Annotated in this window: 3 protein-coding genes and 3 pseudogenes; 4 read left to right on the forward strand and 2 right to left on the reverse strand. The window is 56.3% G+C overall.

Annotated elements, in window-relative coordinates; all coding sequences use genetic code 11:
* Positions 1-67: 67 nt before the first annotated feature.
* A pseudogene (locus AO277_RS19155) lies at positions 68-874 on the reverse strand (sugar-binding protein); the annotation flags it as partial.
* Positions 875-1155: 281 nt separating this feature from the next.
* Between AO277_RS19155 and AO277_RS19160 the strand changes: the two are divergent.
* From AO277_RS19160 to AO277_RS19175, 4 genes and pseudogenes are all read left to right on the forward strand, one after another.
* Positions 1156-5433 carry a hypothetical protein gene (locus AO277_RS19160; RefSeq protein WP_080899236.1) on the forward strand — a complete coding sequence of 1426 codons (4278 nt, stop codon included), beginning with the start codon at positions 1156-1158 and terminating at the stop codon, positions 5431-5433.
* A 49-nt stretch (positions 5434-5482) separates the two neighbouring features.
* Positions 5483-10665 (forward strand): annotated as a pseudogene (locus tag AO277_RS19165) (imidazole glycerol phosphate synthase).
* Positions 10666-10716: 51 nt separating this feature from the next.
* Positions 10717-11202 (forward strand): hypothetical protein, encoded by a 486-nt coding sequence (locus AO277_RS19170; RefSeq protein WP_044318645.1) that lies wholly within the window; start codon positions 10717-10719, stop codon positions 11200-11202.
* A 92-nt stretch (positions 11203-11294) separates the two neighbouring features.
* Positions 11295-16130 (forward strand): annotated as a pseudogene (locus tag AO277_RS19175) (RHS repeat domain-containing protein).
* Positions 16131-16214: 84 nt separating this feature from the next.
* Here the strand turns inward: AO277_RS19175 and AO277_RS19180 are convergent.
* Entirely contained in the window at positions 16215-16478 is a 264-nt protein-coding gene (locus AO277_RS19180; protein WP_004659166.1) for a helix-turn-helix domain-containing protein, read from the reverse strand.
* Between the last annotated feature and the right edge of the window lie 185 nt (positions 16479-16663).

Raw genomic sequence — 16663 nt, forward strand, 5'->3', positions numbered from 1 at the left:
TTTGGTCGGCATACATGCACCTCTAGCTACATGTTATGCCCGAACACAAAATTTCTGACAGTCTCAACGCATGGCCTTCATCCTGGTAGTAAACATCTTCGCTGCTTCCAGACGGTGTCTCTACATGCTTCACGCACAATTGCTGGTCGTTCTTCGGGGTATATTCAAAGCGCCATGACGCATTATTCTCGGTGGGCAGGGTGATGCGCGATACGCGTTTGTCGATGCCGGCGAGGGTCATCAAAAAGCGCGCCAGTGGAGCACCGCCAATGCCTTCATACGGATGCAGCTTCAGCTCGACGAAATCGTCGCTGCGTGCAATTTCCAACAGCGTCTGACCCAGGTCGTCAGTGATCGAAGCAAGCCTGTAGGTGCTGCTGTTGAACGGCTTGTGCTTGAGCGTGATGCTGTGCCCGGACGGCGCGATGATTTTCACCGCCCAGGCCATTCTTTTATTGCCGCTGATGTGCAACTCGAGGATTTCCACCAGACCTGATTTGTGCACCACCCGGTAGGACGTATCGTCCCGCTTGTAGAAGTGGAAGGTGTCAATTTTTTTCTCGCTCATCGTCCGTAGGCCGTTGCTGCCGGTGCCGTCGACCCGGAAGGTCTCGCCTGTGCTGAGGGACAGGATCTGAGTGGCAGGGTTGTATTGCGAAACCTGTAGATTCCAGGCCTTGCCATAGCCGCTGTCCAGCGTATTTAGCTGACTGTAGGACAGGTCGAGTCGGAACCCTGGTCCGCGCAGGTCATTGCTTTGCAGTTCGGGCATGCTGATCGATATGTTGTACAGCCCGGTGCGCGGGTCAACGCCGCTTTTCAGACAACTCATGAAATTGAACGCGTTGGAGTGCACGGAAGTAGAAGCAGCCATGGAGCGGACCTCGCTGATTGATGCGGGACAAGCGCAGCGGTGTCTGACAATTGTGCAGTCCTTGCGCTCTGGTCATTGACGCCCCCCAAGCCTGAACTCCCTGAGGCGTCCGTGTGGCTGGAGGTCTTGCCTAACCCTAACAGTCCGTATCCGGGCAACAACCTAGCAGTAGTGCTAGTGGGCAACTGGTGAGCACCGGCGTAAAAAAGTCCTATCCGCATTTGCAGGGGCAACCCTTGCGATACACCCATTCAGGCGGAAACGAGAAAGGAGTCTCACTCATGGCGCTGGATTTTCCCGCCCCCAAGGTGCCCGACCTGCAGCAGCCCGGGAATTACCTCGACCTGGATCAGTTGGGCAGCGCCGACCTGCTCACCTGGATCGACTATCCAGGGATCACGAACGGCGATCTGTTCATGCCCAACTGGCGAGGTTGTGGCGCTGAGGGCGCAGTGGACGACTATGTCGGCGATTTTATCGAGGTTAGGGGGCTGCAGCCTGAAGGCATGCCGCTGATGATCAATAACCCGTTGCTGATGAGGCTTGACAAGGGCTGGGGGTTTTACTCGTACACAGTCGAAGGTAGCGTCGAGGAGTCCCGGCGACTGTTTTTCTATGTTGGCAAACGTCCACCAACGGCTGCCGGGCTGGGGGTGCCGCAATGCAAGGAGTCTCACGATCTGAAGCTTGATCCCGACCTGCTGTGGGGCCTCAGTCAGGTGTCGATCGTGACGCCGCCGTATCTGGCCATGCGCGAGGGCGACAGAGTGACCCTCACACTGGATCTTTATTTCGAGGACGGCTGCTCCTTGTACCCTCTGGTCGAGTCCCGGTTATTGACTGGGAACGAGGTGGGCCAGCCTTTGCGGTGGTCGATAACCGCTGGCGAATTTTTGTCAATTGAAAATGGCGTCGCGCTGATGAGCTACTGCATCGAGTATGCCGATTCCACATTTATAACGGATTCAGTCACCCAGTCACTGGCCATCGTCGCACCGTCAGCGGCGTTATTGCCGCCATTGAGGATCAAGGATTTCAACGGTGGCTCACTGGATCCGGAAGCCTTTCCTGACGGCATCACCCTGCTGATCGATCCTTTCGGCATGCAGATCGATGACGATGTCGTGGTTTACGTTTCCAGCGGCAATATGCTGGTGCAGACCCTGAGGGCCGACATATCCAATCTCGACAGTGGCGTACTGCAGTTCTCGCTGGCGAATGCCTGGCTTTGCGCCAATAACGGCAAGGAAATCGAGCTGGTGTATCAGTACGCGCGACCAGGCCATGCCGCCAGCTCGTTGCCGCGCAAGGTCATGCTGAGTCTTCCGCTCGATCTTCCTGTGCCCGTTATCGACGACGCCCAGATCGAGAGCGCTGAAGAATGGGGAGTAAAGGGCTATATCTATGCCTCGTTGCTGCAGAACTGGGTGAAAATTCGCATACCGGACGATGCTTTCATCGGTGACGATTCCACGGTACAGATGCACTGGGAGGGCAATACAAGCACGGGCAGCTTTATCGCTGATCCTTCACCAGACGATCCGCGCCTGTTCATCATCCCGTCCACGGCGGTTCCGGCCAATATGGGCAAGTGGGTAGAGGTGTATTACAAGGTCGTTTCGCTGTCGCAGTCAGGCACTTCGCCGGTATTCAAACTGGAAGTCAGAGGCCTTGTCGGCGTTTGGCCGGTTATCCAGATCATGCGACCACGCATTACCGATACCCTGCTTTACCTCGACCTTGTGCCGTCAGAAGGTGCGGGTCTGGACCTCGCATCCTGGCCCTATATGGCACCCGGGCAACGGGTACGAATCAAGGCCATTGGCTTGTCACAATCGGGTTCGCCACAAGCGGTCGGTCTACGTACCGGCGCAGCCGAACCGCTCAGTGAGGCGGAATACCAATCCAGGCAGGTGTCGGTGATCATCCCGAGGGACTTTCTGGAGAGTCTGCAGAGAAAAACTCTGACCAACACCGTGACGGTTGAAGTCAGCTTTGATGACGGGGCGACTTACACACAGTTTCCGTCTATTAATTTCATCGTACTGGACGGTCATTCTTTACAGGCCGGCGGGCTGGCGCAGGACGCAACAGCCACTGGCATGACCCCACACATACACGGACTTAACCCCATGGCCAATAACACGCTGAACCACCTGACCGAGTGGATGAAAGACCTCGACAATAATGTTATGTGGGGTTGGGACTCCATCGCTGCAATGGCCCGAGGCAAGGTGAATAACCTGTTGCTTCAGGAGTATGTCGCGCGTTTTTCGTCGGATACCTATCTAAAGCCTGTGAGCGGAGAGGTGAGACTGAGCGAAGGGTTTAAAGAAAGTATTCACAATTTTATTCTGGATGCGCCCAGGCTGGCCTTCTCGAACGATAACCTCGGTCAGTCTCATGCAACATTGACCTGTTCGATCCTGGGCGGAACCCAATTGACGATGAAGAATAACGTCGATAATTGGGAAGCCTACAGGGTCATCCATATCGATGCGCTGCAAGGTCCGAAGCTGACACTGGATCTCGCGCTGGAAAGGGTCCCGGGCAATATCGAGAGCGATGGCCGGCTGCGGCTCGACCTCAAGGACAGTGACAATTTCATTCTTACCTTCGCGGCTGACAGGACTGACCGGGCACTCGGCGGAGCTTTTTTCAAAGCCTTGTTCAATGCGTTGCCGGACGAGGAGCGCATATGGACGCTTGGCGTGATCAAGCGTGGCACGAATAATCTGATGCACCCACAGTCTTTCAAACTGCGCACCCAGACCAATCCCGCTGCACCTCTCGACCCGCATGCCGCCAACTACGGCGACGGGGCCGTGTTGGTGTTCATTCGTCTGGAAGGCAGTCAGGAAGGCGGCGACATCCCGGTAGAGTACCAATACCTGATACCGGATGATGTCGGGAAAGATTACTCGGCCACCGTGTTGTTCAGTGCGGAGCGTACGTTCAAGGCGGCACTGTTCATAGGTGAAGTGACCAAGACCATTGCTTCGGTTATTGAAGGCGTTGTGTTCAAACCTGTTCATGATGGCTCCGGCCGACTGGTCAAGGCGACTGCCACGTCGGGCAGACTGAAGACGTCCGAGTCGAGCAGCCAGGATGTCCAGGTTCAAATCGATGGCGTGTCAGTCCTGGCAAATGTTTACAAAACCGAGACCTGGCTTGATGCGTTGGGGAGCATGCCTTTGTCTGTGGAGCTCATTGCCGATGGCACGGTGGCATTGACCTGGAAGTCCAAAGCAACCCCCGGCGTTGTGCTTTCGTTGCCTGGCCATGGGGCGCTGCTGGTCATGAGCAAGGTCGTCACGGTCGATGTACGGTGCATTTATACCTTCGCCGAGGAAAACAACGACTTGGTTTTGATCCCCAGCCTCACGATAAACACCATCATCGATGGCCTGACTTTCGTGGAGATCCCTCCACCAGCAAACAGCTTTTCATTACTGTTTTTAATAGCGGCGGTAAAAAGCAATTTTGAGAAGTTGAACAAGGACCCGTTCGAGTCCGACATCAAAGCCGCACTGGCACGCAAACTCGCTACTCGTGTGCCGATCAGTTCGTTCATCCGGGACAGTATCGATCTCAATTTCAACGAAGCCATTGTGCCTGATGTATTGCGTGCGCCCAGAGACATAGCCGCCTTCGGCCGCATCAACAGTTCCGGGGCAGACTTTGTCGTCAGCCCGGCGGAGCATCTGATGGTGGTCGACAGTTCCACCACCTTCTCCATTCAACCGCCGGGTGCGAATGTGACCTGGAGTGTCGAACGTCTGCAGGGCGATGCGCAGAACTTCGGTGCCATCAATGGCACCGGCCGGTATTACGCGCCGGAAGCCTCTTTGACCGAGCTTGCGTTCACGCGTGTTCGGGTGACGGCCACTGACATGAACTCGAACTATCGAAGTTCGGCACTGGTCACGATCACCGTCAATCCGTTGATTCAGGTGTGTGACGCCGGGCAGATTGTGGAGCTTGAGGCAGGTTCGCTCGGCACGGAAGAAATGCACTGGTCGCTCAAGGATCCGGTTCCCGGCGAAAGCGGTGTTCTGGAGGGCAGTGCACTGGCTGATGGTGATCACCGTTACGTCGCGGCGCACAAGGTGCCCGGCAAAACCTATGTCCTGGATCAGATAGTCGTGACCAGCGGGCAGGCGAATGTTTCGTCGTGGGTATTGGTAAAGCATCAAACCCCACTGCTGACCGTGAAAGTCGTAAAAACCGTGGAGGTTTCTGAAGTTCTGGAGGTTGCGAAGGTCGGCAAGCCCATGGACGTTGTGACCATTCGTGCTGATCAGGTTCAACTGCAAGCGTTTGCCAATGCCGTTGCGCTGCCTGGCGTCAGATGGAGAGTAGGCGCCGGGAGCGGGAGCATCAGTGACGGCTTGTACACCCCCGACATCTCGTCGACTGACCGGTTTGTGCTTATTTTTGCCGAGGCCGATCATCCAGTCTTTGACGTCATGGAGGGGCATATCATATTGCCGCTACCAGTGGGCGGGTTCGCCAAGGAGCTGGAATTGATGAAGGGCAAAGAAGTCCCGGCGTCCTGACCCAAGGCACATCGGTCTTATATATATCAACATCACAGGAGGTGATGTCATGGCTGGTTATTCAGCGGAAAGTCTGCTGGCATGGATGAAAAATACCACGCGTCTCAGAGGCTGGGACGCGATCATTGCTCTGGATGGCGACAAGGTCAACGAGCTCCTCGACCAGGTTTACCAACAGAGTCTGGCTCAGGGAATGTCGCGTCCGGTGCCGGACGGAAGTATCACGATTCCCGATACGCATGATTGCCATATTTTCTCGGGCTGCGTTCTCGGGCCACCAGGCTTGTCGTTCAAGCACAGCGTTCTGGAGCATTCGCTGCTGGCCTGGCGCATTTCAGTTATCGCCGGTTTGCATACCGTGATAGAGAACGCTCAAGGGCAACACAATATTCACAGAATCGCAGCCTACGACCCACTGAACGCGCCAGGCCTGGATTTCGATCTGGAACTGAGCAGTCAAAGCGCGGATCTGGTGGTGGACCTTGGTCTGGCTAAAAATCTTTCACTGGATTTTCCGGGCGGTTCTACCGAACGAGAGAAGATCGGCGACTTTTTTCAGGATTGGTTCAGCAACCCGGAAAATCATGAGCAGCAGTTCAGGCTGGGTATTTTCAACGAGCAGAGCAACGAATTGCTCAATGTACGTAGAATCGATGTGCGATCACAGCTTGAAAGCCCCGATGCTGTATCAGTCCATAAAAAAGGCGCGTTACTGCTGTTCGCGACCATGGAATACGGCGTGACGGGCGGGATTCCGGGTGGCGACTCCGACTTCCGTTACCTGATTCCCAACGATGCTCAGCAGTCGTACTCGGCGACCGCTGTGTTTTCCTCTCACGCACTGCACCGTGCTGCCTTTGGCCATGCGGTGATACAAATGCTGCAAGAGCCTGACTTCAGCTTCAGCGTTCCGGACGATAAACCGCTGCAGCGGATGGTCGCTCAGGCCGGCACGTTTGCAGTTCCGGCTGGAGAATATCGCAGCGCGGAATTCGTCTTTGAATCGGAACCGTTCAGCGTTCAGGCCTTCAACGCCCAGCATCCCCTGACCATTGACTTCGAGTACGCCCAGACCACGCAGACCTGGGAATTTCCCTGCACGCTGGGCTTTCGCTACAGAGCGCTGGACAGCGATGAATGGCAATCGCACAACGCTACCTTCAACATCAGCCTCAGGCATGAGTTTCATCTGACCGAAGGTGGGTCGGATGGTCAGGCAGTGGAAGGGCATCTTTATACACCTTACCTGTTCGACCATGAAGTCAGCGCCGTTCCAGGAACACTGGACAACCTGAGTTCCGGGAGGTCAACGGTTTCGTGGCCTACACCGTCAAACACGCGTTGCTGCAAGGGTTGAGCAAAACCCTGGATGCAACTGGCGCCGAGCGCTTTCTGGGCGGCTGGCTATTGCCTGACGAGCAAGTGTTACAACCTGTACTCAAGCGCCTGCCTTATGACCAGGTCGTGTTCGGACGCATCGATCCCGGTGCGTCGACGTTCAGTATCGCCGGGCACCAGGCATTGATCGCTACGGGAGAAGCGCTGCAATTGACCACCCAGCCTGCGCGGTCGGGCATCGTCTGGACCCTGGAAGATCCATCGGATGACGGTACTGAAGGTTTGGGAGAAATCGATAAGCAGGGTCGGTATACGGCGCCCGCAGCGCTGCCCGCAAAGCAGGGCTTTCAGCGTGTACTGATCAAGGCGATGGACCCGGTGTCGGGGCATTACAGTACCGCTGTGGTGACGGTGCTCACCAGCAGCGTCAGCGTCAGCCCGTTGATTCAGGTGTGTAATCACGGTCAGCGGGTAGCGCTTACAGCACGCAGTTCGCGTGCAACCAGCCTGAAATGGACGGTGGTCGATCCGGTAGCCGGAGAAAGCGGGACGCTTGAGGACGGCGTTGATGCATCGCATGAGAAGTTTTACGTCGCCGGTGCAGGGGGGCCAGGGAATACCTATGTCCTTGACACAATAACGGTCAGCGACGATCAGCACACCCAATCGATTCAGGTACTGGTCGTTCGCCACCCTCCGATGCTGTTCATAACGCTTGCCAGCGTCAATGATCAGCGTGCCGAGCTGAAAGTCGTCGTCAATGGCCGTGACCTTCCAGTCACCTGGAGTATTGATGGGCCGGGCTCTATAGACGCCACGGGTGTGTACAGCAGTGATGCCAAAGCACCCGAACGCTACGTTGTCGTGTTTGCAGAATTTGAAGACGAGTATTTTGGCACAATGGCCGTGCACTTGATTCTGCCGCTGCCATTGAGTGGTTCCTCCGGTGTGTTGCAGGCACTGACCTGGACAGCGGGGGGCACGGCGGCTACTGCAATGCCCCGTTCATTGAGCGGTATCGTGCAGCGAGCGGGTGCAGGTACCTTGACCCAAGGCTGGGGAGCCGTCGCGGCGGTCAGTCGCAGCGAACTCAACCGGCATATAGAGCAACAATACATCGAACGCTATCAGGATCTGGCCTTCTTGCCGTTGTTCACCGGCGACATCGTGGTGGATGAGCGACAAGGCGACACTATTCGTCTGAAACAGGTCGAGCTGGGCGTGCCGGTCCTGTCGTTTCTGCCTGACTCGTCGGGCTCCAGCAGTGTCCTCGTCACGATGAACATCGTGTCTGGCCGTTACAGCGGCTTGCATCAGCCGGAGGGGAGTGTAACTACCGTGTCCGGCAGCTTCATCATCAGCGAGCCCATGGGCTTCAGGCTGGCGATGACTGTTGACCTCTTCGTGGGGGAGGAGGGGCATGTGCTGCTCGATCTGGCCGGCGGGGTTGACATTGCCTGTAATCTGGGGGGCTTCGATGATGTGATCAATCTGCGGCTGGCAGATTTCTTTGCTGAGGAGTTTAAGCAGATTGCACTTCATCGCCGGGTTTTCTCTGTGCTGCAGGCACAGCTCAATCGCTATCATGTTCAGACGCCAGCCAGCTTGCGGCTTGTTACCCGCGCTGCGCCGCGTTCAAGCGATGCGCGTATGGACACTACTACCGGTGATGGCGCGCTTGTGCTGTTCATGGGCGCGCAGGATGGCGACGCTGAAGGCGTGTTTGCGCCGACAGATGATTTCGTTTATCCGATACCTGATGATCGTGGGGCAGATGGTCAGCCAATCTACGGCACGGTGCTGATGCTCTCGCAGGAGACTCAGTCGATGATCGAGCGTGAACGTCTGCAAGTGGCGGACTGCCTGAAGTTCACCTGTGGACGCGTATTCGAACCAATTGAGCAATACCGTCCACATGACCTGCTGTTGTTTGGCAGCCTTCGTTCGACACAGGCCAGCATTACACCCCTGTTTTCGACCCTGAAGGCCGGGCAGACTCAGCGATTTGTCCTGCACAACCCGCAAGGCGAAGAAGTACCGGCCACCAGCTGGAGTGCATTAAGCATTCAAAGCCACCTGGCTACCGGAAGCGGCAGCATCTCTTCCAGCGGCGTCTACACGGCGGCGGGTATTGAGGCGATCGGCCATGACGCGCTGCGCGTGGTAATCACAGCCACGTATGAAGAGTCAGGCGCTGTCGTCAAGGTCTCGGCGCTGGTGGGTGTGGTATCACGCAGCATGGAGTTGGCGCCACGTGTAACGGTAGTGCCAGGGGGGGCTGCGCTGCAAACGGTCTCGCTGGCGGCTTCGACGCTTGACGGCAGCCCGGTGAGCTGGGCGTTGCTGGACCCCGAGCTTGGCAGGTTGAGTGAGGCCGGCAAGGGCGCGCTCTTCAGTCCGGATGCCAGGTCCGGAAAAAGAGCACTGGCGGTGCAACAGATAGAGGCGTTGGGTAATGACCGTGGTATCGCTACGGTGCTTATTGCCAACGGGCAGCAAACGCTGCGTATCGAGCCGTCTTTCGTACCCAGAGCACGGCCCAAGGTAGCGGTGCAGTTACACGATGACAGCGCACTGCTGCCCGGGCTTGAGCGGCGCTGGAAAGTGGTGGGTGGGCTAGGCACTGTCGATCGGCAGGGGCTTTTCATGCCGCCCGATGAGGCGCTTGTCGCCAGTAGCGTGGTGAGCTGTGAAGTGCTGAGCAATGGGGTGGTTATGGCGTACGGCTATAGCGTCATCGAATTATCCGAAGTCATCGATGAAGAAAGTTGGCAAGAAATGTCGATGTTTATCGTCACGGTTCCTGGCTCGTCATCGCCTTACGGTAATACAGGCAATCTGTACCCCAACGGTTATCAGCAACTCAGGCTGCAGATCAAGACCCAGATATCGCCGCACAACGGCATCGAGTACGAGCTGAGTCCCACCGAAAGGGCCTCCATGCGTCTGGTATACGATGAATCCAATCAATGTATCGAGTCAGTACTCTCCCATCTTGAAGGCATACCCGAGGGGGATAGCCAAGAGTGGCGCGTGCGCAGTCAATATAACCGCTTCGAGCTATCCGGGGCCGGCGTCTTGGCTGCTGAATCGGGCCTGGATGCGTCACGGACAATCACGCAGAACTTCTTCCTGCACAGCCGGGCGGCATCGGGTTTCATCGGCGTCTTCCACGCGAAATTTCAGGATGACAACGCCAATTGGTGGACCTCTTTGATGATTGAAGAGATGAACAGCAAGGTTGAAATCACCCCGCGACACTTGCCCAGGTTCGATGCCCGCAATTACACCTTCATTCCGCGGCGTGCACATGGGGATGGCGGAGATCCTCCGGTTGATCCGCCGTTGAGTGGGGCTCCGGACTTTGGGGAGGATGTGCATTTCGATTACCAGTTCGAGACCACTGATTACTGGACGCTGGCTTTCATTAACCCCGATACCCAGCAATGGGTGAACTTCGAGACGCTGAAGTTTCTGCCCTCCAAGCCTGACGGTGACGTGATCAATACGTCGATCATTCTCTGGGAGAGCGAGCAGAAAGAAGAAAAAATGTTCAGCTGGACGGGTTTTATTTTCGACGACCCTGCGGTTATCGGTGATGTAAGCAAGGTGAACTTTGACGAAGCGCTCCAGGACGTGATGGGGGATGTTCACACGTTGGACATTGACGTCAAGATGTCCTTATTCGAGACCGGCAAACTGGTCATCAGCCTGCACCGCCTCCGGGGCCTTGAATATATCCCGGCAGGTGACCTCGCACGCGACAAATTGATGGGGGAAATAGCAGTCCTGTTGCTCGATAAGCAGGGCAATGCCCATAAACGACGAATCGGTTTTCTGGCCACCGGCGTCGGCAGGCGCAACCGTCTCATGCATACCCTCTATTCGGTATAGAAGCCCGAATGAGGCATTGATGCCACACACCGACAGGGAGTCATTATTATTATGAATGCGCTAAGTAAAACCTTTGCCTGTGTAGTGCTTGCGGGTTTGACAGGCTGTACGCTCGTCCCGTCCCACAGCCCTGTGCCAAAGCCCCCGGCACAGGCGGTTCGACTGATCATGCTCGCAGCAAACGCTGATGGCGGAGGCAAGAACTGCACCTTTACCGCCAAGGACGACACGGTTTATCTCAACAAAGAAGATCATGAGTGCACGAACGATGAGATGAGTTTTATCAAGCTGGATAATGTGCGCTCAGCCATGAAGATATACCTGGAATCCAGAGATTGTAATGATTCGGGAGGCTGGGTATTTGGGCTCGAGACTTATATCGACCCCCTTACAACACCCTGGATATCCATCGACCAGCTCAGAAGCAAACCGGTCGGCACCATCGTCAGTTGCGGCGTTCTTGTGATCAAGGCGTATGACGGTGATGAAAATATAAAAGGCAAGTTGTCCTGCGTGCGTGTCGATGTATCGGATTAGCTGTTAGTACAACTGAACTTGTCAGGCCTGTTTAACCGTCGCCCCCGTGGGCGGCGGTTATCTTAATACATAAAGTTCGAGGTTCATGGAACATGACAGCATCGACTTCCGTACACTCCAACGCGTTCAACTTTCTCAGTTATGTACAGAGCGGCGTTGACCCCCGCACCGGGCAGTACACGGTGGCGATCACCCTGCCCGATGTCAAAACCAACGGATTGCGTGGCCCGGGCATGCCACTGGCACTCAACTATAATCCTCTCAACCGTCAGGACAGCGGCTTTGGTCTTGGCTGGAACCTGCAATTGTCGCAGTACGATCCGGGTAAGCAGATCGTATCGCTGAGCAGCGGCGAGACATTCAAGGTCGATGGCACCGGCGACGGCCAGATGCTGATGTCGGAAAAGAAAATCGACAGCTTCCACTTGTACAAGGAGGACGATAATCACTACCGGGTGATGCACAAGTCCGGTCTGGTGGAGCAGCTCGAAATGCGCGGCAGCGGCACCAACAGAGTCGCGCTGCCGGTGCGCGTATTCGCCCCTGAAGGTCACAGTATCACGCTGGATTACGCTTCTTTCGGCGGGCATCAAATGCTCAGCGAAATCAAGGATGACTCGGGTCAGCTCCTGCTCGGCATCAGCCGCGACGCAACGTCGGTGAAGTTGCGTATGACCACTGGCGAGGGCCCCGATGCGACCTTCGTGATGGTGCTGGGTGGATCGGATCACCGTGTCAACCGTATCGAATTGCCGACCGACAATGCTGCCTCCTGGCGTTTTGTATACAACACGATCCGTGAGCATTTATGCATGACGGCGGTGGAAACACCCGCTGGCGGCCGGGAAGAGATCTTTTATACCGACAGCGGCCATCAGTTTCCTGAGAGGGCGGAACGCGCGCCTCTCCCCAGAGTCACGCGCCATCGCACGACGCCCGGCCTGGGGCAGGCGCAAATGGACGTTTATTACACTTACAAGGACAGTTTCGGGCGCGAGCATAATTTTCTGGGCGCAGGGCTGGATATCGCCTGGGAAGACAATGGTCTGGACAATCTGTATCTGTACCGCGGGGCGGAGCTATACGAGTACTCGTCGACCGAAACATTGCGTGTCGAGGTCGCGGGCAAGGCTGATGCCGAGCGCAGCATCGAACGAACCTTCAACCAGTTTCACCTGCTCACTCGAGAAACCACGCGCAAGAACCTTAGCGTCATGCAGGTGGACACTCGTTACTACATCGAGCCGGGAGAACCCTTTTCGACTCAGATTGCCTACTGTCAGCTGCCCAAAGAGGTCCAGACCACCTGGCGGCTGTCGTCAGACGGCAGTGTGCCGCGCAGTGAGACTGTCAGCAGCACGTATGACAAGCACGGTAATCTGCTCACTCAGACTCAGGCCAACGGTGTGGTCGAGGCCAGTGAGTGGTATCTGGCCGACGGCGAGGACGGATGCCCGAAGGACCCTGAAGGCTTCGTCCGCTGGATGAAAAGTAGCAAGGTCACCCCGGCGATATCCGGCTACGGCAAGGCACCGGTCCTGATCACCCGCTATCGCTACCTTGCGTTGCCAGCAGTGGGTGGCGGCCAGCTACAGAAATGGCTTGCACCGCAAAGCGAGACGTTACTGATGCAGGCCCCTGACGGTGAGCAGGAACAGCAACGCACGACCTACGAATACTTCGATGAGCCGAACAATGCAGTCCTGCACGGTCGGCTCAAATTGCAGCAAGTGATCATGGGTGGAAAGGTGACCAGCACAGCGTACGCCTACAGCATTCCTGTGCGCCTCCTCAAGAACACCACTGAAAGTGCTCCCGAGAACACTCCCGAAAGCGTCCCTGAGAGCAGCCGTTATGCCGCGACAGTGCTGCAAACCGTACAGACCGTAACCGGCTTCGATGGCGCGAAGAAGGTCATTACGCTGGAGGATTCTCTGCTCGATGGCGAACCCTTGCTCAATCGCGACGACAACAACGTGGAAATTCGTTATGTCTACGACAGCCTGCGACGTGTGCTGAGTGAAACCGTGGCACCAAATGATGAAACCTACAACGCGACCAGAAGTTACGAGTATCAGCTATGTGCCAACGCGACTGATCAGGCCATGCAGACGCTCATCGACGTCAAAGGGGTAAAAACCTGCAGCCACTTCGATGGCCTCAACCGAGTCGTCTGTGAGGAACGGGATGACGCAGATAATCCTGCACGCGCCGATAAGCCCCGACAGACCTACGAGGCTGTTTATGATGCGTGGGGGCTTATGGTCAGTGAGACCGAGTTTGACTGGCTGGGCCAGCAGGATCTGGCGCTCAAGAGCGTCTTCGAATACGACGATTGGGGCAAGCAGCGCTGCGTCACCGGGCCGGATGGCGTCAAGACGTTCGAAGAGACCGACCCTATTGGTACGGCGCAATCGCAGGGCCCGATTCAACGTAGCTGGATCGAAGGCAACGGTGGCGGTAAAAGCGAGTTCACCGAGACCTGGATGAACCTGTTCGAACAGCCGACCCGCAGCGAGCGAAAGGATCAGGCTGAAAACTCGGTCAGTCTGAGCCAGTACCATTACGACGGCCTTGGCCGCCGTGTCGAGGAAATTGTCGGGGAAGCGGGCGGCGAGCGGCGCACCACCTCTGTTTACGACGTCTTTGATCGGGTGATCGAGTCCACATTGCCAAGCAGGGCCATCGTGCGTCGCAGCTATGCTGGCTACAGCAGCGAAGACTTGCCCGTCAGTATCGGCATCGAGCACAACGGCAAAAGCATTGTGTTGGGAGAGCAGGAGTTCGATGGGCTGGATCGTCTGGTCAGCTCTGTCACCGGGGGTCGTAAACGTACGCTTGTTTACGACCCCGGTCTGCTGCAACCCAAAACGATAACCCTGCCCAGCAAGCGGAAAATCGACTACGAATACAAGCCCCAGGTGGGCGATTAGCCGTGGCGCAGGGTGCAGTCCGAAGCTGTGCCTGAACCTGAAACCACCTGCGAAGTTGATCCGCTGAAAGAGTCCGGGCCTGTCCGGACTGCGGAGCCGGGTGTGGCTGCCGATTACAGTTACGATAAGCAGAATGCTCGTCTGCTTCATTCCTCGGAGCAGGACGAGATACTGGATCGCGAGTATTACAGCACCGGCTCGCTGAAAAGCGAGAAGCGCACCTCGGCAGGCAAGACCTACGACATGTTCTACAGCTACAGCCGATTGGGCCTGCTGCTGTCTTACACCGACGTACTGGGACAGGAGCAGGTCAACCGCTATGACAGCTGCGGTCGTCTTTACGAAACCTCGCTGGGTGAGGTCTATTCAACGTTCGACTACGACACTGTCTTTGGTCGCCTCGCAAAAATCACCACCACCGACAAGACCGACGGCAGCCGCGAGAGAACCGTCGCGATCAGCCTTGAATATGATGATCTGGGTCGGGAAGTAAAGCGTACATTTGACCTCGACGGCGTCGAGCAACAGATGGTTCAGGTCTATGATGATGTGGATAACATGGTCCAGCGTACCCTGCGCCAAGGCACTGAAACACTCCGTGACGAAACCTACCTTTACGATACGTCCGGTCGCCTGGGTCAATACCAATGCACGGGAACTCAGCGGCCAGTGGACCCCTATGGCAGGACCCTCCGCGCGCAGGTTTTCACTTTCGATGGCGCGAACAACCTGACGGTCGTCACGACCCGCTTCAATGACGGCAGCGACGACAACAGCAATGTCGAGAGCAACAATGCCAGGTATTTTTACGAAGGTGACGACCCGGTGCAGTTGAGCCGGGTGACGAACACTAACGATAAATACTACCCGTCTGAAATCAAACTTGAGTACGACCTGGACGGCAACCTCAAAACCGACGAAGCCGGGCGCACGCTTAAATACGATCCCCTCGGCCGCCTGATCGAAGTAGGCACGCCCTCGGCCGGCATTCATTACCAGTATGACCCCCAGGACCAACTGACCGGGGAGACCCGTGGCGACGACAGGGACCTGCGCTTCTATAGCGACGCAGGGCTGGCCAATCAACTTGGCAGCCATGTCCAGAGCACCTTCATGCGTGGCGACGACTACCTGCTGGCCGAACAGCAGAGTGATCACACGCTGCTGCTTGCCACAGACGGCAGCGACAGTGTGCTGGGCGAGGTGGGTGGCGACGGGATCAATCGGAGGAGGTATACGGCCTACGGCCATGCCAGCGGTGAAGCTCCACCACTCGGTAAACTGGGGTTCAATGGCGAACTGGCCGAGGCGGATAGCGGCTGGCAAATGCTGGGGAATGGTTATCGGGCCTACAGCCCGGTGTTGATGCGCTTCAACAGTCCCGATAGCTGGAGTCCGTTTGGCAAGGGAGGGGTGAATGGGTATGCGTATGTCGAGGGGGACCCGGTGAACAGGGTGGATCCGTCGGGGCATAGTCCTTGGGGGGCGTTGATCAGGCTTCTTACGGCGCCTCTCAGTTCGACGGCCAAGAATATCCCCAAAAGCCTCCTCAAGACCAGATACGGTGAGTCAGCCCGATTAAGTAGAGTGACGGTTAAGGATGTCGTAAATATTGACAAGCATGTGGCGAGAAAGGCGGTAAAATCGGATGTCGCGTTCAAGGAACTGCAAAGTGTTCAGACGAAACTTGATCGTGCAGTTTCCAAAGGGCTTGATACTTCAAGGCTCGCCAACGAATACAAAGCTGCACAAGCAAACTATCAACCGTTTCAGGACCTGTACGAGGCTTCAACGTTTGCCAAAACTAATGTCGGGCAACGAGCGATCACTCCATATGCAAGAGATGTGTTCAAGCGCTCGGCGAAAGAGTTTGATATTGATCAGGCTGTCACTGCTCAACAACAAAGGATAGCGCAGGGTAATGCTCTGGCAAAGAGAGATGGAATAAGAGTTCCCACAGCGCAGCGCAGTTACCTGGGTGATGGGAATTCTTGATGGCACGCGTTTTCCCAGAATAACCGGGCAACAACAGATTTACTGTTGCCCGGCTTAACTCAAAAGCTTGAAATACGTTTTACATCACTCCACCAAAATAACCCCCTGCCTGATCGCCATCACCAGCGCCGCCTTCAATGACGTCACCCCGAACTTGCGGCGGATATTGCTGGTATGAAAGTGCACGGTCGCTTCCGTGCACCCTTGAATACGGGATATCTCCCACGCGGATTTGCCGATCGCCACCCATTCCAGGACTTGTCGTTCCTTGACGGTCAACTGGACAGTGGCGGGTGTGGTGTGGGAGGGCGGCGTGGTGCCGGGTGGTTTTCCGTTGTCGCGAAGCATGGTGAAGTCCTTTTCCTGAAGATCGCCGCACCACGATACCCCCGCAATCCCCAACGCGAACCTGACATAAATGACAGCGCTGGAGGTCCGCGAAGGCCTTGCGCCGTCAAGGCTGTAGCGCTTTTTTACAGCTTCTTTACGCCCCGACCAGCCTGTCGATCTCGCGCCTTTACACCCTGCCTGCG

Source organism: Pseudomonas amygdali, from assembly GCF_002699855.1.
Classification (GTDB): domain Bacteria; phylum Pseudomonadota; class Gammaproteobacteria; order Pseudomonadales; family Pseudomonadaceae; genus Aquipseudomonas; species Aquipseudomonas amygdali.

Bases quoted from the DNA above. Each gene is read 5' to 3' on its own strand.
- AO277_RS19180 (WP_004659166.1), bottom strand. From the start codon at position 16,478: ATGCTTCGCGACAACGGAAAACCACCCGGCACCACGCCGCCCTCCCAC.
- AO277_RS19170 (WP_044318645.1), top strand. From the start codon at position 10,717: ATGAATGCGCTAAGTAAAACCTTTGCCTGTGTAGTGCTTGCGGGTTTG.
- AO277_RS19160 (WP_080899236.1), top strand. From the start codon at position 1,156: ATGGCGCTGGATTTTCCCGCCCCCAAGGTGCCCGACCTGCAGCAGCCC.